Origin of the sequence: Pectobacterium actinidiae (genome assembly GCF_000803315.1) — a bacterium.
GTDB classification, from domain to species: Bacteria; Pseudomonadota; Gammaproteobacteria; order Enterobacterales; family Enterobacteriaceae; genus Pectobacterium; species Pectobacterium actinidiae.
Genome location: NZ_JRMH01000001.1, coordinates 2551132 through 2568779, shown reverse-complemented (window position 1 = coordinate 2568779; position 17648 = coordinate 2551132). Strand labels below are relative to the sequence as shown.

The following is a 17648-nucleotide window of genomic DNA, read 5'->3' as shown; positions in this document are numbered from 1 at the left end:
GTCAGCTCCCTTTCTTCTTGTAAGTTGAGGCGCACAGGCGCTGGCAAGGATTTGAGTTGTATCTAATGAAAAATATACTTTCCATCCAATCACATGTCGTTTTTGGTCATGCCGGTAACAGTGCGGCAGAGTTTCCGATGCGTCGGATGGGCGCAAACGTTTGGCCGTTGAATACGGTGCAGTTCTCCAACCATACCCAATACGGTCACTGGACGGGGTGTGTGATGCCAGCCAGCCACCTGACCGACGTGGTGCAGGGAATTGCGAACATCGACAAACTGAAGACCTGCAATGCGGTGTTGAGCGGCTATATCGGTTCTGCCGAGCAAGGGGAACATATTCTGGGTATTGTTCGTCAGGTAAAAGCCGCCAACCCTGATGCGCTGTACTTCTGCGATCCCGTGATGGGTACGCCGGAGAAAGGCTGTATCGTCGCGCCCGGTGTATCTGATTTCCACTGCCAGCAGTCGCTGCTAGCGGCCGACATTATCGCGCCGAACCTACCTGAACTGGAACTGCTGGGTGGTCGTACCGTGCATAACGTGGCGGAAGCCATAGAGACTGCGCGAGCCCTGTGTGAAAAAGGGCCGAAAATTGTTCTGGTGAAACACCTTAGCCGAGCGGCCACGCGTGAAGACAGCTTTGAAATGCTGCTGGTGACGCCGACGGATGCCTGGCACATCAGCCGCCCGCTGGTAGAGTTTGAACGTCAACCTGTCGGCGTGGGCGATTTGACCAGTGGATTACTGCTGGTGAACTTGCTGAAGGGCGTGGCGTTGGATAAAGCGCTGGAGCACACCACGGCGGCGGTCTATGAAGTCATGCTGGTGACGAAAGAGATGAATGAGTATGAGCTACAGCTGGTTGCGGCTCAGGATGGGATTGCCAATCCGCGTCATCATTTCCAGGCCATTCGCCTCGCGTAAAACGTATAGCGCCCCGAAATTCGGGGCGCTATTGCATATTAACCTTTCAACCTTTCAACCTTTCAACCTTAAGCGCGGTAACGACGGAAGGGCGCTCGGCAATATGGTCGAGGTAAGCCGCCAGCGCAGGGTAGCGAAACATATCCAGTTTTAGCGACTGCGCCCAACGCATTACGGTAAACAGATACGCATCGGCGATACTGAAGCGGTTGGCGACCAGATAGTTCTGTTCACTCAACACCAGATTGATATAACGGAATTTGACCTGCAAATACTCCATCAGCAGCTCTTTATACGTTTCCGGCGTGCCGGAACGGAAGAGTGGCGTAAACGTTTTGTGCAGCTCAGCAGAGATGTAATTCAGCCATTCGAGTGTATGGTAGCGCGCCATACTGCCAGTAGGGGCGATAAGGTTACAGTGTGGAACCAGGTCGGCAATGTACTCGGCGATAGCGACACCTTCAGTCAGGACAGAACCATCATCCAGTTCTAGCGCTGGCACCATCCCTTTCGGGTTGATGAACGTATAATCGGTGCCACGCTCTGTCTTTTTCGTGCGCAGATTGACCTTCTCCAGTTTGAATTCCAATTTGGATTCGATCAAAACAATGTGTGTAAAAAGAGAACTGCTTTCAGCTTTGTAAAACAGTTTCATGGAAGCCCCTTCCTATTATTATTTTTCCATCAACACATGCGCTGATGATTGTTGAATAACGACATGTCGTTTTTTTACAACAAAACGTAATGGGAGAGTGTGAGGCCTCTTGCAAAATACTCCTTATGTATGATTTTTACGTGAAACTTTGGCGATTTTTGCGGCGGAAAACCAAATTTTCATACGTCACTCCGGGGCAACTTCTGGGGGGCAAGAGCGCGATAGTCAGATGGGCGAGGGGAGAGATCAGAGAGAGGCGTCAAATAAATGGTGTTGTTGATTTTTGCAGGCAATACGGTGAAATCAGCGGCGTGGGGGATGTTTTTTGATACATGATTTATAGAGATTAATTAATTATTACTAAATCTTTTGATAAGAAAAATTTCATTAGTGACAGATTTCGTATTTTTCATGATACCGTCGATTTAAGTTATTCCCCAAGGTTAGCGTCTAGTAGATATTTAAAAAATAGGGAAGGTTATGAAGGGGTGCTATTTAAAAGTGAAGTTGATTAACCTACCCCTTTATTTATCGCATGTAATAAGGGAGGGGTAGTTATGTCAAACGATTTTCGCCGAGAGTGCACAATATTAATAAATAGCAACATTTCGAATTATACGTTACGTCTCGCCGAAATCTTTTCTATCCGTGATGGAAAAGTCAATACGCATCCCGAGTAACTATTACCATCACATCAAGACACAGATAATACGCTGGCAAAAATCGGAGAAGCCGTAGGTTGCTTACGCCTGTATGTTAGGCGACTCATGTTTGCTAATAATGTGTATTGTTTGATTCTATTCATTATCATGAGGTTACTATGAAAAAGAACGGGTTATTGTTTTTTATAGCCTTGGCTATTCTTCTAGGGATTATTGTCGGCGGTGCCTGTCATGCTTTATTAACGGCGCAGGAAGCCAAAGAGGTCGTATCCTACTTTAATTTAGTAACCGATGTTTTTCTTCGCCTGATAAAAATGATTATTGCGCCATTGGTATTCGCCACATTGGTCTCTGGCCTTGCTAGCATGGGGAACTCTTCTTCCGTTGGCCGAATAGGGCTGAAGGCGATGGTGTGGTTTATTTGTTCTTCCGTGGTTTCCCTTTTTATTGGCATGATGTTAGCCAATATCTTCGAGCCCGGTGTTGGAATGAATCTCGCCATTCCAAGTACCCCAATAGCGGTAGATACCGGCGTGAATACCGGTGGCTTTACACTGAAAAGCTTTATTGCCCATATATTTCCACGCAGCATTGTCGAAGCAATGGCGAATAACGAAATATTGCAGATTTTGGTGTTCTCCATGTTCTTTGGTTCCGCGTTGGCTTTTGTGAAAGGCCAGAATAAACATGCTGTCACGATGGAATCGATGATAGAGGAACTGGCGAAAGTGATGTTCCGGGTGACGGACTATGTCATGCGGTTAGCGCCTCTTGCGGTATTTTCCTCGCTGGCATCTTCTATTACGACAGAAGGGCTGGGGCTGCTCCTCGACTTTGGCAAAGTCATTGGGGAGTTCTACCTTGGGCTGGCATTGCTATGGGGACTCATGTTCGGGGCTGGTGCGCTGTTCCTCGGTAAGAAAGCCACCTGGGGACTGATCAAACTGCTGCGTGAACCCAGTATGCTGGCATTTGCCACCGCCAGTAGCGAAGCGGCTTACCCGAAAACGATGGAAGCACTGAGCGAATTCGGCGTTCCCAAAAAAATCACCAGCTTCGTACTCCCGTTGGGGTATTCCTTTAACCTTGTTGGCTCCATGATCTATCAGGCTTTCGCCATTCTGTTTATCGCGCAGGCTTACAATATCCATTTAAGTTTGACGGAGCAGACCTTGATTCTGCTGACGCTGATGATCACCAGTAAAGGTATGGCTGGGGTGGCACGTGCCGCAGTCGTAGTCGTGGCAGCCACTTTGCCGATGTTCAGCTTACCCGAAGCGGGCATTTTGCTGATTATTGGTATCGATCAGTTCCTGGATATGGGCCGCACGGCAACCAATGTGATTGGTAACGGTATGGCGACCGCCGTTGTTGCCAAACTGGAACGAAACCATGACCTGGAAGAGCGAGACCATGACGACGAAGAAGCACCTGTGATGGCAGCCGGGAATGTCTAAATTAACGTCAGGTTAATCCACTGGGCAGACGGCCTTCGGGCCGTTTTTCTCTTCTCTTTTCGCTCTCTTTCGTACGTTACCGTGACTGTTTTCCATCCCACTCGCGTTTATTCCGATCTGCTTCTTTCAATAGCTAACAGCTATCGTTGCGTTCATATCACATTGTTGCAAAAACGTTATTTTTTGTTTGTGTTATCTTTAAATAAGACCGCAAGCTCAGGCTGGTTATTCATTAATCGCCCGATGCAGAATAACGAATATACCCTAAAAGCAAGTTAATTTGGGAGGAAGCATGTCATCACACCTTCGCGACACTTGTCTGGACACACTGACGGTACAGAAGCAGATTTACCATTACTACAGCCTGCCGACGGCGGCGAAAACGCTTGGCAACATCGATAAATTACCGAAATCGCTCAAGGTGCTGCTGGAGAATTTATTGCGTCATCAGGACGGCGACACGGTAGAGCAGGACGATCTTCAGGCGGTTGTGGACTGGCTGAAAACAGGTCACGTTGATCGGGAAATTGCCTATCGTCCCGCGCGTGTGTTGATGCAGGACTTCACTGGCGTGCCCGCCGTGGTCGATCTGGCGGCGATGCGAGCGGCAGTGAAACGATTGGGCGGCGATGTGAATAAGGTTAACCCGCTGTCGCCGGTCGATCTGGTTATCGACCACTCGGTGACGGTTGACCACTTCGGCGATCGTCAGGCGCTAACGGATAACACGCAGCTCGAAATGGCGCGTAACCGCGAGCGTTATGAGTTTTTGCGCTGGGGGCAAAATGCCTTTAGCTACTTCAGCGTCGTGCCGCCGGGAACCGGGATTTGCCACCAGGTGAATCTGGAGTATCTCGCCAAGGCTATCTGGTATGAAAAGCGGGGCGACAAGCAGTTTGCTTATCCTGATACGCTGGTAGGAACCGATTCGCATACCACGATGATTAACGGTCTGGGTGTGCTCGGCTGGGGTGTCGGCGGGATTGAGGCTGAGGCAGCGATGCTGGGGCAGCCTGTTTCGATGCTGATCCCTGATGTGGTCGGCGTCAAGCTAAGCGGCAAGATGCGAGAAGGGATCACGGCAACCGATCTGGTTCTGACGGTCACGCAGATGCTGCGTAAACACGGCGTGGTCGGCAAGTTTGTGGAATTTTACGGTGATGGGCTGGATTCGCTGCCGTTGGCGGATCGCGCGACCATCGCCAATATGGCACCGGAGTATGGTGCAACCTGTGGCTTCTTCCCCATCGACCAAATTACGCTGGATTACATGCGGTTGACCAACCGTGCAGAAGAACAAATTGCGCTGGTGGAAGCCTACAGTAAACAGCAGGGACTGTGGCGTAATGCGGGTGATGAACCGGTATTTACCAGCCAGCTTGCGCTGGATTTATCGACGGTGGAAACCAGTCTGGCAGGGCCGAAACGCCCGCAGGATCGCGTGCCTTTAGCGGGTGTACCGGAAGCCTTTAAAGCCAGCCGGGAGCTGGAGGTTAGCACGGTGAAGAACCGTTCTGACTATGAAGAATTTACGCTGGAAGGCGAAACATATCGTTTACAGCAGGGGGCCGTCGTGATCGCCGCGATCACCTCCTGTACCAATACTTCTAACCCAAGCGTGCTGATGACGGCCGGGCTGCTGGCAAAAAATGCCGTCGAGCGCGGTCTGAAAACCAAGCCGTGGGTTAAGACCTCACTGGCTCCGGGTTCGCGGGTCGTAACGGATTACTATGCCAAAGCGGGATTGACGCCGTTCCTCGATGAACTGGGGTTCAATCTGGTCGGCTACGGCTGTACCACTTGTATCGGTAACTCCGGTCCGCTGCCGGATGCGATTGAAGCAGCGATAAAAGAAGGCGATCTGACAGTCGGCGCAGTGCTGTCAGGCAACCGCAACTTTGAAGGTCGTATTCATCCGCTGGTGAAGACGAACTGGCTGGCGTCACCGCCGCTGGTGGTCGCGTACGCGCTGGCGGGGAATATGAATATCGATCTGACACAAGAACCGCTGGGCGAAGATCGTGACGGGAAAGCGGTCTACCTGAAAGATATCTGGCCATCGGCCAAAGCAGTGGCGGACGCGGTATTGAACGTCAGCGCTGGCATGTTCCACAAACAGTATGCCGCCGTGTTTGAAGGCACGCAGGAGTGGCAAGATATCGAGGTCGACAACAACCCCACCTATCAATGGCCGGAAGAATCGACCTATATTCGCCAGACGCCTTTCTTTCTGGATATGGGAAAAGAGCCGGAACCGGTTCAGGATATCCACCATGCACGCATTCTGGCGATGCTGGGCGATTCGGTCACCACGGACCATATCTCACCAGCAGGCAACATCAAGCGCGATAGCCCAGCAGGAAAATATTTGCTGGAGCGTGGCGTCGAAACGGCGGAGTTCAACTCTTACGGTTCACGGCGCGGTAACCACGAAGTGATGATGCGTGGGACGTTTGCCAACATCCGTATCCGCAATGAAATGGTGCCAGGTAAAGAGGGCGGCTATACCCGCCACATCCCGTCGCAAAATGAGATGACGATCTATGACGCGGCGATGCGCTACAAGGACGACAATGTCCCGCTGGCGCTGTTTGCCGGGAAAGAATACGGCTCTGGCTCTAGCCGCGACTGGGCAGCGAAAGGCCCGCGTTTACTGGGCGTCCGAGTCGTGATTGCCGAATCGTTCGAACGTATTCACCGTTCTAACCTGATCGGGATGGGCATTCTGCCGCTGGAGTTTCCCGACGGTGTGACGCGCAAAACGCTGAAACTCACGGGGGATGAACAGATTTCGATTACGGGATTAAATCAGCTGACGCCGGGGGCGACGGTCGAAGTGAGCATCACTGATGCTGATGGCAATACGCAGACGATCAAGACCCGCTGCCGTATCGACACCCGCAACGAACTGACCTACTACCAGAACGACGGCATCCTGCACTACGTTATCCGCAATATGCTGTAGAACGATTTGCTCTCCTGCCGCGCTGGTGCACGTCTATTCCTCCGCACCAGCGCACGTTTTCCCACATTAAACTCTCGTATCCTCAGGCGAATTATGGTTATGTTGTAGAGACGCTAACTACATGGGGAATAAGTAAAAATTATTGCCCAGCCATGCCCTGAATATTCAAGCTGTGGGACGATACGTGTCGTTTGAGTCACGCGACGTGCGAGTGCTTATAAGCAAGTCCCACAAGAGAGGCTTGCAAGGTAATCAATACCAATGCCGCTATAACAGGAGGTTATATGAATGAGTTGATCAAAAAACGTTTTAAACATTCTCTGCTACTTCTCACGCTGTGTGCAACAGGGTCGATGACATCGGTTTTTGCGGCACAGGTTCCTGCCGGGACGGCGCTGGCAGACAAGCAAGAGTTGGTGCGAGGTAATGGTTCTGAGCCGGCATCGTTGGATCCGCATAAGGTGGAAAGCGATGTTGAAGGCCACATTATCAATGATTTCTTCGATAATCTGGTGCGTGTCGGGGATGACGGCACGATTCAGCCGCGATTGGCCGAGCGCTGGGATAATAAAGACAATACGGTGTGGACATTCCATCTGCGGCCTGATGCCAAATGGTCCAATGGTTCACCGATTACGGCGGATGATGTGGTGTTCAGTTGGCAGCGCCTTGGCGACCCTAAAACGCTGTCGCCTTACGGCAGCTACGTCGCCAGTATGTATGTGAAGAATGCGGCGGATATTATGGCGGGCAAGAAGGCGCCAGATACCTTGGGTATCAAGGCGTTGGATAGTCATACCGTTGAAGTGACTCTGGAACATCCACTTTCTTATTTCCTGGAAATGTCGGCTTACCATGTACTGGTGCCATTACCGAAAGCGGTGATAGAAAAGCATCCTGATAACTGGACGCAGGTCGGGAATTTTGTCAGCAGCGGTCCCTACACGCTGAGCGAGTGGGTGGTTAACGAACGTATTGTCGGCAAGCGCAATAGCCAGTATTGGGATAACGCGCATACCGTGATTAACAAAGTGACGTACCTGCCGATCAGCTCGCAGGCGGCGGAGTTAAACCGCTATAAATCCGGCGAGATTGACATTACGGGGCTTTTATCACCGATTCAGTTCGCATCATTGAAAAAAGAATACCCTCAGGAAGTGAAGGTGTCGCCGCAGATCGGTACCTACTTCTATCGCTTCAATACGAAAAAGGCACCTTTTGACGATCCTCGTGTTCGTCGCGCTCTGGATCTCAGCTTAGATAAAGATATTATCGCCAATAATGTGCTTGGGATGGGACAGACGCCTGCTTACAGTTTGATTCCTAAAAATATCGGTGGCTTCCAGCGTAAGGATCCTGAATGGGCAAGCTGGACACAGCAACAGCGCAACGAAGAAGCGAAAAAACTGTTGAAAGAAGCTGGATTTGATGAAAAACATCCGCTGAAATTCAACCTGCTTTACAACACCTCGGAATCGCACTTACGCGTGGCGATTGCCGCGAGTTCAATGTGGAAAAAGAATCTTGGCTCAGAAGTGACGCTGCAAAATCAGGAATGGAAAACGATGCTGGATACCGTACGTACCGGTAATTTTGAGGTGGTCAGACAGTCCTGGACAGGGGATTACAATGAAGCCAGTACGTTCTTGAATACTCTGGAAACGAATGACAGTAACAACAACGGTAAATTCAGTAATACACAGTACGACGCGTTGTTGAAAAAAGCGCTGACGGTGGAGGATAAGCAGGAGAAAGAGGCTATTTATCAACAGGCCTCAGATATTTTAGATAACACGATTCCATTACTGCCCATCTATTACTATGTTCAGCCACAGATGGTTAAGACCTATATTGGCGGTTTTTCTCCTAATGTGCGTGGTGATTATTACACGCAAGATATGTACATCATCAAGCACTAGCCTGAATAAGACTGCCGGTGAAAACCGGCTGTCTTCGCTGCGGAAACAATATTGGCGCAAGGCGGGAGTGCTATTTTATATCCAGCATGTGCCCCATTTTGGCAGCTTTGGTCGCCAGATAGTTCTCATTTTTCGGGTTACGTCCGACGATTAATGGCACGCGTTCAACGATATTGATGCCTGCTTCGTTGAGTATTTTCACTTTCTGCGGATTATTGGTCAGCAGGCGAACTTCATCAACGTCGAGCAGCTTGAACATGTCGGCGCACAGCGTGAAGTCGCGCTCGTCGGCGGCAAACCCAAGCTGATGGTTGGCTTCTACCGTATCGGCTCCCAGATCCTGCAACGCATAAGCGCGGATTTTATTGAGCAGACCGATATTGCGACCTTCCTGACGATGGTATAACAGCACGCCGCGACCTTCTTCGGCGATGTGGCCCAATGCAGCCTCAAGCTGGAAACCACAGTCACAGCGCAGGCTAAACAAGGCATCCCCTGTCAGGCACTCGGAATGCACGCGAGCAAGTACGGGAACTGAACCGGAAATATCACCATAGACCAATGCAAGGTGATCGTGACCTGTGGCGATCTCTTCAAAACCCACCATCAGAAAATCGCCCCACGGAGTGGGTAACTTGGCTTCCGCCACCCGTTTTAGCTGCATACTTTTCTCCAAAAAAGCTGTGTTCCAAAAAGCTATGTCCAAAAATAAAGTTCTGACGCGAATCCTACTGCTGCCTATCGCGCTTGACCAGCAAAAAAGCCTGTCTAAGAACATCACAAAAATTGAATTACAACGAGGCCTTACCGTGGTTTGGTTTCAGGTTCGTTGACAGAACTGAGCGCTATTTTACGCCATACTGACAGTTCGTGTCGGATTTTCTGATAGAATTGTGAAAGTTTTGTTGCATAGCATCATGCTGAATTATGGGAAGAAATTATGTTCGAAATTGCCAAACGAACCACTATTGGTGCTGCGCTATTACTGATTATGCCAATGACTATCTGGATGAGCGGCTGGCAGTGGCAACCGGAGTATGGTGGGCCGTGGTTGCGCGTACTCTTCTGGATTACCGAAACGGTGACATCGCCGTGGGGCATTCTGACCAGCATTGTGCTAGGTATTTGGTTTCTCTGGTGCCTGCGTTTTCGTCTGAAGCCTGCGCTCGGTCTGCTGGTCATCATGGCGATTACGGTGCTGATTGGTCAGGGAATCAAATCGGGGATTAAAGAGTGGGCAAAGGAATCAAGGCCCTATGTCGTCTGGCTGGAGAAAAATCATCAGGTTGACGACAGCTATTTCTACTCGCTGCCGCGTAAAGAGCGTTCGGAACTGGTGAAAACGCAATTGCAGGATCAAACGCAGATTCCGCAGTGGCTGCGCAGCCACTGGCAGTTTGAAACCGGCTTTGCATTCCCCTCTGGGCATACCATGTTTGCCGCAACCTGGGCGCTGCTGGGCGTTGGGCTGCTGTGGGCTCGTCGGCATTATAAAACGGTGGTGATCCTGATGCTCTGGGCCAGCGGCGTTATGGGTAGCCGTCTGGTACTCGGTATGCATTGGCCGCAGGATTTGGTGGTGGCGACGTTAATTAGCTGGCTGCTGGTGGTGGTTGCTAGTTGGCTGGCACAGCGCTGGTGTGGCCCGCTCTCGCTCCAGTATGAAGAAATTAAAGAGCAGGCGGAGGAGGATGCCGCTGAAAATAAATCCCCGTAGCCCTTTTATCGCGAGTTATCTCCAGTCACTCGCGCCTTGATGGCTGTAGAACCAAAAACGAAGGGACTGAGAGCGTGAGATCTGTTTTAGACGTTCTCGCCCTTCGAATAGCACTGCACTGAGGCAAGCAAAGTTGATGTGTTTCCATCGATTGCCTTTGGGAGCAAAACGTCTTACTCCTGATTAGATTTATCCCGCGTAATGTTGTCGGTTTTTCTGGCATCCGCGGGGTAGGGCTTGAATTACGCTGATTTTGACCACACCTTCTTTAACACAGCGTGATAACGCGGGAGACAAAAGACTGTGACAAATGGAGTGAGGCGGCAATTTCTGCTTGTTTCATCCCTTCGCTATAATAGAACGTAGCGATCTTGACCAATAATCGCTGTTCGTCCCACTTTGACATGACTCTTCCCCTTGCTGGCTTGCTGCTGTCATTTTTTTCAGCACAGAATAATAACAAGCACAGAGGGCGGTGGAGCGTGGTTCTTAATTTCCCAGTCTGCATCGGACATGGTAATTTAATGGGGTTTGTCGCCAAAATTTGGCATAATTCATCCGGTTAATGGATATCACAGGAAGGACAATGTGAAATATTTGCTGATTTTTTTACTCGTGCTGGCGATATTCATCATTTCTGTCACACTGGGTGCGCACAACGATCAGGTTGTGACATTTAACTACCTGCTGGCACAGGGGGAGTATCGCATCTCCACACTGCTCGCCACGCTATTTGCCTTGGGTTTTGCCCTTGGCTGGGTTATCTGTGGTCTGTTTTATCTGCGTCAGCGCATTGCGCTTGGCCGTGCACAGCGTAAAATCAAGCGTCTGGAGCAACAGCTTTCTACCTCCACCGAGGAGAATGTGGCGACAGTGCAGACGGTCACCCACTAAGGAATTCGCTCTATGTTAGAACTGCTGTTTCTGTTGCTGCCCGTGGCCGCCGCGTACGGCTGGTACATGGGTCGCAGAAGTGCGCAGCAGGACAAAGAGCAGGAATCCAACCGCCTGTCCCGTGAATATGTCACCGGGGTTAACTTCCTGTTGTCCAATCAGCAGGATAAGGCGGTTGAGCTGTTTCTTGATATGCTCAAGGATGACAGCAACACTTTTGAAGCCCACCTCACGCTCGGTAACCTGTTTCGTTCGCGCGGCGAAGTTGATCGTGCGATTCGCATCCATCAGGCGCTGACCGAAAGCGCATCGTTAACCTTTGAACAACGTCTGCTGGCTGTGCAACAGCTGGGTCGTGACTACATGGCCGCCGGGCTGTATGACCGCGCTGAAGAAAGTTTTAACCAATTGGTGGACGAAGAAGATTTTCGGCGCAGCGCCTTGCAGCAGCTCTTGCAGATTCATCAGGCGACCAGCGACTGGCAGACGGCAATTGATGTTGCTGAAAAGTTGGTCAAGATGGGGAAAGACCCACTCCGCGTGGATATCGCCCATTTTTACTGTGAATTGGCGCTATTGGCGATGGGGAGCGACGATCTGGATAAAGCGCTAACGTTCCTGAAGAAAGGGGCGGCAGCGGACAGTCAGTGTGCCCGTGCGTCTATCATGATGGGGCGCATCTATATGGCGCAGCAGGATTATTCGCGTGCCGTAGAAGCCTTGCGGCAGGTTCTCGATCAGGATAAAGAACTGGTTAGCGAAACGCTGCCGATGCTGCAAGAGTGCTATCAGCATTTAGATAAGCCCTTGGATTGGGCGAATTTCCTCAAACGCTGCGTAGAAGAAAATACCGGTGCGACGGCGGAATTGATGCTTGCCGATATCCTCGAAAGAGAGGAGGGGGCGGAGGTTGCACAGGCTTATATTAACCGCCAGCTTCAACGCCACCCCACAATGCGCGTGTTCCACCGCCTGATGGATTTTCACCTGCATGAAGCGGAAGACGGACGAACAAAAGAAAATCTTCAGGGTTTGCGCGATATGGTGGGCGAACAAATTCGCACCAAACCCCGCTACAGCTGCCGTAAATGTGGCTTCACGTCACAATCACTTTATTGGCAATGTCCTTCCTGCCGTACCTGGGCTAGCGTAAAGCCAATCCGTGGATTAGACGGGCAATAACCTCTCCTGATATCGATCGGCTATTTTTTTAATGCTATTTAGTTACAACATACTCATGATTATGAGTGATTTCGGTGCCAGCCAGCCTCTTTAACCGTATTGGTCTTCAGGTGGCTGGGATTTCCAAGGCGGGGCATGTAGAATGCGGCGGGAATTTTGGCTTCGCAAGAGACTGGGTGACGAATGAAAAACGAGAATCTACAGCAAAAGAATCAAACGGTATCATCCCCGATTGTGGTCGCACTGGACTATGCCAATCAGCAGACAGCGCTGTCGTTTGTTGACCGTATCGATCCGCAGGATTGCCGTTTGAAGGTAGGCAAAGAGATGTTTACCTTATTCGGCCCACAGTTTGTGCAGACGTTGCAGCAGCGCGGCTTTGATGTGTTTCTCGATCTGAAATTCCACGATATTCCGAACACCGTAGCACATGCTGTTGCGGCTGCGGCCGATCTTGGCGTGTGGATGGTGAATGTCCACGCCAGCGGCGGTTCGCGCATGATGACCGCGGCGAAAGAGGCGCTGGTGCCGTTTGGTAAAGATGCGCCGCTGCTGATTGCCGTGACCGTGTTAACCAGCATGGACGAAGACGATCTGCGCGGGCTCGGTATTACGCTTAGTCCGGCAGAGCAGGCGGAAAAACTCGCCGTGCTAACGCATAACAGCGGGCTGGATGGCGTGGTGTGTTCCGCACATGAAGCGCAACGATTGAAGCAGGTATGTGGGCAGGCGTTTAAGCTGGTCACGCCAGGAATTCGCCCCGCAGGCAGTGATGTCGGCGATCAGCGCCGTATTATGACGCCGATTCAGGCACAGCAAGCGGGTGTAGATTACATGGTGATTGGACGTCCGATCACCCAATCGGCGGATCCAGCACAGACGCTGCGTGAGATTCGCGCGTCATTGTTAAACGGTACAGCATCATGAGCATGCGTCGTGACGAGAACAGCCAACTGGTTTACTCCACGGAAACCGGGCGTATTAAGCCGGAAGAAGAACACGTCGTTCGGCCAAAAGGTGATGGCATCGTGCGCATCCAGCGCCAGACGAGCGGACGCAAAGGGAAAGGCGTATGCCTGATTAGCGGTCTCGATCTTGATGATGCCGCGCTGGACAAGCTGGCGGCAGAATTGAAGAAAAAATGTGGCTGCGGCGGATCGGTAAAAGACGGTGTGATCGAAATCCAGGGAGATAAGCGCGACTTGCTAAAACAGCTGCTGGAAGCTAAAGGAATGAAGGTTAAGCTGGCTGGTGGCTAAAGCACACAGAGATACTAGATAAGAGCAGCAGGTTAACTCCCATTAACCTGCTACCCATGAATTCGTTAGTCGACCTGACGGCCAATCAGCCCGCCGATAGCAGCACCGCCCAGCGTTCCTAATGTTCCGCCATCCGTTAAGATCGCACCACCTACCGCACCCGCACCGGCACCAATCGCGGTATTACGGTCACGTTTGGACATATTTGAACAGCCTGCAAGCGTTACAGCAAGCGTAATTGCCAGAGCGGCTGTTGCAAAACGTTTGTTTAATTTCATCTTTTTCCCCTTTCTGCTCTTAGTCTCACGTTTCTTGTGAGGAAATATCAAACAATGTGCTTTTTACGGTATTAAATAAAGAAAACGAGCCTTTTCCCGCGTGATGACAAGTATAATCATCGGAAAAAACTGCAACAGGTAAAAAATCTTAATTCCCCTGCGTTATGTTAACGATAGCAATAATTGATAAATTTGGCTGTTTTTTGCTCAATAATGCAGGGTGTCTCTTTCTTTTTCCCATAGCAGAACACCGCTAGGTCTTTAGCGATTTAGCCCATAGCGACGAACTCGTCAGGCCGCGAGAATGGTGTTATCGCGCCGAGGGGAGGCTGATTATGTTAGAAACGCTAAAAAAACAGGTGTTGGAAGCCAATCTGGCCTTGCCGCAGCACAATCTGGTGACGTTTACCTGGGGAAATGTCAGCGCGGTGGATCGAGAGCGCGGCCTAATGGTGATCAAACCTTCCGGCGTGGAGTATGCGGTCATGACGCTGGAGGACATGGTTGTCGTTGAGCTGGAAAGTGGCAAGGTGGTGGAGGGGACGAAGAAACCGTCGTCAGATACCGATACCCACCGCGTGCTGTATCTGGAATTTACCGATATCGGCGGTATTGTGCATACCCATTCCCGCCATGCCACGATCTGGGCGCAAGCCGGTAAAGATATCCCCGCCTGGGGAACAACGCATGCGGACTACTTTTATGGCCCGATTCCTTGCACGCGTCTGATGACGGACGAGGAAATCAACGGTCGCTATGAGTGGGATACGGGAAGGGTGATCGTTGAAACCTTCCGCCAGCGTGGCATTTCTCCGGTGGATGTTCCTGCCGTATTGGTTAATTCACATGGCCCCTTTGCATGGGGGAAAGATGCAGACAACGCGGTACACAACGCCGTTGTTCTGGAAGAGCTGGCCTACATGGGGATTTTCTCGCGCCAATTAACGCCTCAATTGGGCGAGATGCAACAAACACTGTTGGATAAACACTACTTACGCAAGCACGGCAAGAACGCCTATTACGGACAATAAACCGCCGCGATTCCTTCACGTTACTTGTAAGCCCCATACATAACAATAACGCCGCATCAGCGGCGTTATTGTTATGTATGGGGCTTGATTCGTTATGTATGGGGCTTGATTCGCTCGATCCTGAACGGTGCAAACGCAGTGCTAAATCCGTAAGCCGTTAACTAAATAAAAAATTTCTGGGGGAAATTTTTAACGTTGCGTCAGGGGGGCGGGCAGGGATGGCACGCCATAAAAAATCCCTCCGCGAGGGAGGGATTGGAGAAAGTGTCTCTGCGGTGCTTAAGGCTGAGCGCCGTCCCGTAAGACAATCGGTGTCTCTTTTGCCGTTGGGACATCGCTATTCATCGCACGACGAATGACAAAGAAGGCGGAAATCAGCATGGTTACCGCTACCAGCATGAAGAACCCACACAGTGCGGCGTTGATCTGATTACTGAAGACGATAGTTTCCATGTCTTTAATCGATTTGGCCGGTGCGATCAGCGTGTTCTGTTCGATACCCGCCGCGAAGCGTTTCGCCTGAGCCAGAAAGCCGATACTCGGTTTTTCATGGAAAATTTTCTGCCAACCCGCCGTCATCGACGTAATAAACAGCCAGACGGTAGGCACAATGGTCACCCACGCATAGCGCTGCTTCTTCATCTTAAACAACACCACGGTGCCGAGAATCAACGCCATCGAGGCCAACATCTGGTTACCGATACCGAACAGTGGCCAGAGTGTATTGATCCCGCCCAGTGGATCGATCACGCCCTGATAGACGAAGAATCCCCAGCCGGAAACGGCAACGGTCGTACCCGCCAGATTCCCCAGCCAGGAATGGCTGTTCGCTAATCTGGGAATCGCAATACCGACCAGATCCTGCACCATGAAACGACAGGCTCGCGTTCCGGCGTCAACCGCAGTCAGAATGAACAGCGCTTCAAACAGAATCGCGAAGTGATACCAGAAGGCCATCATCGCCCGGCTGTTAAAGATTTCCGTGATAATGTAGGCCATGCCCACCGCAAAGGTCGGTGCACCGCCGGCGCGGGAAAGAATTGAGGCTTCGCCAACGTCATTGGCAATGGCGCTTAATTCCTGCGGGGTAATCACAAATCCCCAGTTATTGATGGCTAACGAAGCGCTCTCAACCGTGGTGCCGATCAGGGCGGCGGGTGAGTTCATGGCGAAGTAGATACCCGGTTCGATAACCGAGGCACAAATCAGCGCCATAATCGCTACGAAGGATTCCATCAGCATGGCACCATAGCCGATGAAGCGAATATGGCTTTCACGTTCAACCAGCTTCGGCGTGGTGCCGCTGGAAACCAGTGCGTGGAAGCCGGAAATCGCGCCGCAGGCGATGGTGATAAACAGGAAGGGGAACAGCGTACCGGAGAAGACCGGGCCGGAGCCGTCAATAAAACGAGAAACGGCAGGCATTTTCATTTCCGGCATTGCGAATACAATACCGAAGGCCAGCCCGACAATGACCCCGATTTTCAGGAACGTAGAGAGATAATCACGCGGTGCCAGCAGCAGCCAGACGGGCAGGACGGACGCCACGAAGCCGTAAATCACCAGTACCCAGGTGAGTGACGTCCCTTTCAGCGTGAAGAACGGCCCCCAGTAAGGGTGTACGGCGATGTTGCCGCCATAGACAATCGCCAGCATCATTAGCACAAAGCCGATGATGGACACTTCAGCGATTTTGCCTGGACGTAAAAAGCGCATGTAAACGCCCATGAATAGCGCGATAGGGATGGTGGCGGCAATCGTGAACAATCCCCACGGACTCTCTGCCAGCGCTTTAACGACGACCAGCGCCAGCGCCGAGAGAATGATGATCATCACGCCCAGCGCACCGAGCATCGTGATAATACCCGCGAATGTACCCAGTTCCTGTTTTGCCATCTCACCCAGAGAACGACCGTCTCGGCGGGTTGAGATAAACAGCACCAGAAAATCCTGCACGGCACCCGCCAGCATCACGCCGACCAAAATCCAGATCGTACCGGGCAGAAAGCCCATTTGTGCGGCGAGAATCGGTCCAACCAGCGGCCCGGCTCCGGCGATGGCGGCGAAGTGGTGGCCGAACAGTACCCATTTATTGGTGGGTACGTAATCCAGACCGTCGTTATGACGCTCTGCCGGTGTCAGCCGGCGATCGTCGAGCTCAAACACTTTTTTGGCAATGAACAGGCTGTAAAACCGATAGGCGATGCTGTAACACGACACAGCAGCGATAACTAACCACACGGCATTGACGTGTTCACCGCGGCTTAGCGCCAGCGTGGCGAACGAAAAGGCGCCCGCCAGGCCAACGAGTAGCCAGATCACAATGCTCTTTACGTTACTCATAACAACGGCTCCTTCGTTATTCAGAAAAGGTATACCGCAATACTTCAAGCTGCATGTGCGTTGGCTTCCCTTACTCACCCCAGTCACTTACTTGTTGTAAGCTCCTGGGGATTAATGAGCTTCATAAATGAAGCTCACCCTTCGGGCCAGCGCTGGCGCTGTTCAAATCGGTTAAAACCGATTTGTCATGCGGTTGCCGCGTTATGAGGCCCATAAATGAGCCTCGCCCTCGCGGGCCAATGCTTTGCATTGTTCAAAACGTCAACGTTTTGTCCTGCAACTCGAATTATTTGAGGTATATGGCGCGGGTGTTAATGCAATTTAACAATAGTGGGTTTAATGGCGAAGAGAAGCGAATGG

At 51.2% G+C, this 17648-nt stretch carries 14 protein-coding genes and 1 pseudogene; 10 read left to right on the top strand and 5 right to left on the bottom strand.

The annotated features are described in order from the left end of the window. The first annotated feature begins 65 nt into the window (after positions 1 to 65). Positions 66 to 926 carry a pyridoxal kinase PdxY gene (pdxY, locus tag KKH3_RS10870; protein WP_039359305.1) on the top strand — a complete coding sequence of 287 codons (861 nt, stop codon included), beginning with the start codon at positions 66 to 68 and terminating at the stop codon, positions 924 to 926. A gap of 46 nt (positions 927 to 972) precedes the next feature. Here the strand turns inward: pdxY and gstA are convergent, their stop codons facing one another. Continuing rightward, positions 973 to 1581, bottom strand: a complete 609-nt coding sequence (gstA, locus tag KKH3_RS10865) for a glutathione transferase GstA (RefSeq protein ID WP_039359301.1) — start codon at positions 1579 to 1581, stop codon at positions 973 to 975. Between the two features lie 820 nt (positions 1582 to 2401). On the opposite strand from gstA, the gene KKH3_RS10855 reads away from it, so the two are divergent. From KKH3_RS10855 to KKH3_RS10845, 3 genes are all read left to right on the top strand, one after another. Beyond that, on the top strand, positions 2402 to 3700 hold the full coding sequence (locus KKH3_RS10855) for a dicarboxylate/amino acid:cation symporter (RefSeq protein WP_039359295.1): 1299 nt from the start codon (positions 2402 to 2404) through the stop codon (positions 3698 to 3700). A 292-nt stretch (positions 3701 to 3992) separates the two neighbouring features. Continuing rightward, positions 3993 to 6665, top strand: a complete 2673-nt coding sequence (acnA, locus tag KKH3_RS10850) for an aconitate hydratase AcnA (RefSeq protein ID WP_039359292.1) — start codon at positions 3993 to 3995, stop codon at positions 6663 to 6665. Between the two features lie 284 nt (positions 6666 to 6949). Continuing rightward, positions 6950 to 8584 (top strand): ABC transporter substrate-binding protein, encoded by a 1635-nt coding sequence (locus tag KKH3_RS10845; RefSeq protein WP_039359289.1) that lies wholly within the window; start codon positions 6950 to 6952, stop codon positions 8582 to 8584. Between the two features lie 70 nt (positions 8585 to 8654). On the opposite strand, the gene ribA is transcribed toward KKH3_RS10845, so the two are convergent. Then, positions 8655 to 9248 (bottom strand): GTP cyclohydrolase II, encoded by a 594-nt coding sequence (ribA, locus tag KKH3_RS10840; RefSeq protein ID WP_039359285.1) that lies wholly within the window; start codon positions 9246 to 9248, stop codon positions 8655 to 8657. Between the two features lie 276 nt (positions 9249 to 9524). Here ribA and pgpB point away from each other — a divergent pair, with 276 nt between their 5' ends. Further along, entirely contained in the window at positions 9525 to 10301 is a 777-nt protein-coding gene (gene pgpB, locus KKH3_RS10835) for a phosphatidylglycerophosphatase B (RefSeq protein ID WP_039359282.1), read from the top strand. Positions 10302 to 10538: 237 nt separating this feature from the next. On the opposite strand, the pseudogene KKH3_RS21720 reads toward pgpB, so the two are convergent. Next, a pseudogene (locus KKH3_RS21720) lies at positions 10539 to 10707 on the bottom strand (MarR family transcriptional regulator); the annotation flags it as partial. 182 nt (positions 10708 to 10889) lie between these two features. On the opposite strand from KKH3_RS21720, the gene KKH3_RS10830 reads away from it, so the two are divergent. The 4 genes from KKH3_RS10830 to yciH all read left to right on the top strand — a co-directional run bounded on the left by KKH3_RS10830 (position 10890) and on the right by yciH (position 13636). After that, the gene (locus KKH3_RS10830) at positions 10890 to 11195 is read left to right on the top strand and encodes a LapA family protein (protein ID WP_039359279.1); all 306 of its coding nucleotides are present in this window, start codon (positions 10890 to 10892) and stop codon (positions 11193 to 11195) included. 12 nt (positions 11196 to 11207) lie between these two features. Continuing rightward, positions 11208 to 12377: a lipopolysaccharide assembly protein LapB gene (gene lapB, locus KKH3_RS10825; RefSeq protein WP_039359276.1), complete on the top strand. Its 1170-nt coding sequence runs from the start codon at positions 11208 to 11210 to the stop codon at positions 12375 to 12377. A 183-nt stretch (positions 12378 to 12560) separates the two neighbouring features. Beyond that, the gene (gene pyrF, locus KKH3_RS10820) at positions 12561 to 13304 is read left to right on the top strand and encodes an orotidine-5'-phosphate decarboxylase (RefSeq protein WP_039359273.1); all 744 of its coding nucleotides are present in this window, start codon (positions 12561 to 12563) and stop codon (positions 13302 to 13304) included. Beyond that, positions 13301 to 13636 carry a stress response translation initiation inhibitor YciH gene (gene yciH, locus KKH3_RS10815; RefSeq protein ID WP_039359272.1) on the top strand — a complete coding sequence of 112 codons (336 nt, stop codon included), beginning with the start codon at positions 13301 to 13303 and terminating at the stop codon, positions 13634 to 13636. Before pyrF ends, yciH begins: the two co-directional genes overlap by 4 nt. Positions 13637 to 13701: 65 nt before the next feature. Here yciH and osmB read toward each other — a convergent pair whose 3' ends face one another. Continuing rightward, positions 13702 to 13914 (bottom strand): osmotically-inducible lipoprotein OsmB, encoded by a 213-nt coding sequence (gene osmB / locus KKH3_RS10810; protein WP_039359270.1) that lies wholly within the window; start codon positions 13912 to 13914, stop codon positions 13702 to 13704. Positions 13915 to 14249: 335 nt separating this feature from the next. Here osmB and araD point away from each other — a divergent pair, with 335 nt between their 5' ends. Continuing rightward, positions 14250 to 14945 carry an L-ribulose-5-phosphate 4-epimerase gene (gene araD, locus KKH3_RS10805; RefSeq protein WP_039359268.1) on the top strand — a complete coding sequence of 232 codons (696 nt, stop codon included), beginning with the start codon at positions 14250 to 14252 and terminating at the stop codon, positions 14943 to 14945. 279 nt (positions 14946 to 15224) lie between these two features. Here the strand turns inward: araD and KKH3_RS10800 are convergent, their stop codons facing one another. Further along, positions 15225 to 17288 carry a carbon starvation CstA family protein gene (locus KKH3_RS10800; protein ID WP_039359266.1) on the bottom strand — a complete coding sequence of 688 codons (2064 nt, stop codon included), beginning with the start codon at positions 17286 to 17288 and terminating at the stop codon, positions 15225 to 15227. Between the last annotated feature and the right edge of the window lie 360 nt (positions 17289 to 17648).

What these genes read in the sequence shown, in the direction of transcription:
- araD (WP_039359268.1), top strand. Translation starts at nt 14,250, where the DNA reads ATGTTAGAAACGCTAAAAAAACAGGTGTTGGAAGCCAATCTGGCCTTG.
- KKH3_RS10800 (WP_039359266.1), bottom strand. Translation starts at nt 17,288, where the DNA reads ATGAGTAACGTAAAGAGCATTGTGATCTGGCTACTCGTTGGCCTGGCG.
- pgpB (WP_039359282.1), top strand. Translation starts at nt 9,525, where the DNA reads ATGTTCGAAATTGCCAAACGAACCACTATTGGTGCTGCGCTATTACTG.
- gstA (WP_039359301.1), bottom strand. Translation starts at nt 1,581, where the DNA reads ATGAAACTGTTTTACAAAGCTGAAAGCAGTTCTCTTTTTACACACATT.
- KKH3_RS10855 (WP_039359295.1), top strand. Translation starts at nt 2,402, where the DNA reads ATGAAAAAGAACGGGTTATTGTTTTTTATAGCCTTGGCTATTCTTCTA.
- osmB (WP_039359270.1), bottom strand. Translation starts at nt 13,914, where the DNA reads ATGAAATTAAACAAACGTTTTGCAACAGCCGCTCTGGCAATTACGCTT.
- acnA (WP_039359292.1), top strand. Translation starts at nt 3,993, where the DNA reads ATGTCATCACACCTTCGCGACACTTGTCTGGACACACTGACGGTACAG.
- pyrF (WP_039359273.1), top strand. Translation starts at nt 12,561, where the DNA reads ATGAAAAACGAGAATCTACAGCAAAAGAATCAAACGGTATCATCCCCG.
- pdxY (WP_039359305.1), top strand. Translation starts at nt 66, where the DNA reads ATGAAAAATATACTTTCCATCCAATCACATGTCGTTTTTGGTCATGCC.
- ribA (WP_039359285.1), bottom strand. Translation starts at nt 9,248, where the DNA reads ATGCAGCTAAAACGGGTGGCGGAAGCCAAGTTACCCACTCCGTGGGGC.
- KKH3_RS10845 (WP_039359289.1), top strand. Translation starts at nt 6,950, where the DNA reads ATGAATGAGTTGATCAAAAAACGTTTTAAACATTCTCTGCTACTTCTC.
- yciH (WP_039359272.1), top strand. Translation starts at nt 13,301, where the DNA reads ATGAGCATGCGTCGTGACGAGAACAGCCAACTGGTTTACTCCACGGAA.
- lapB (WP_039359276.1), top strand. Translation starts at nt 11,208, where the DNA reads ATGTTAGAACTGCTGTTTCTGTTGCTGCCCGTGGCCGCCGCGTACGGC.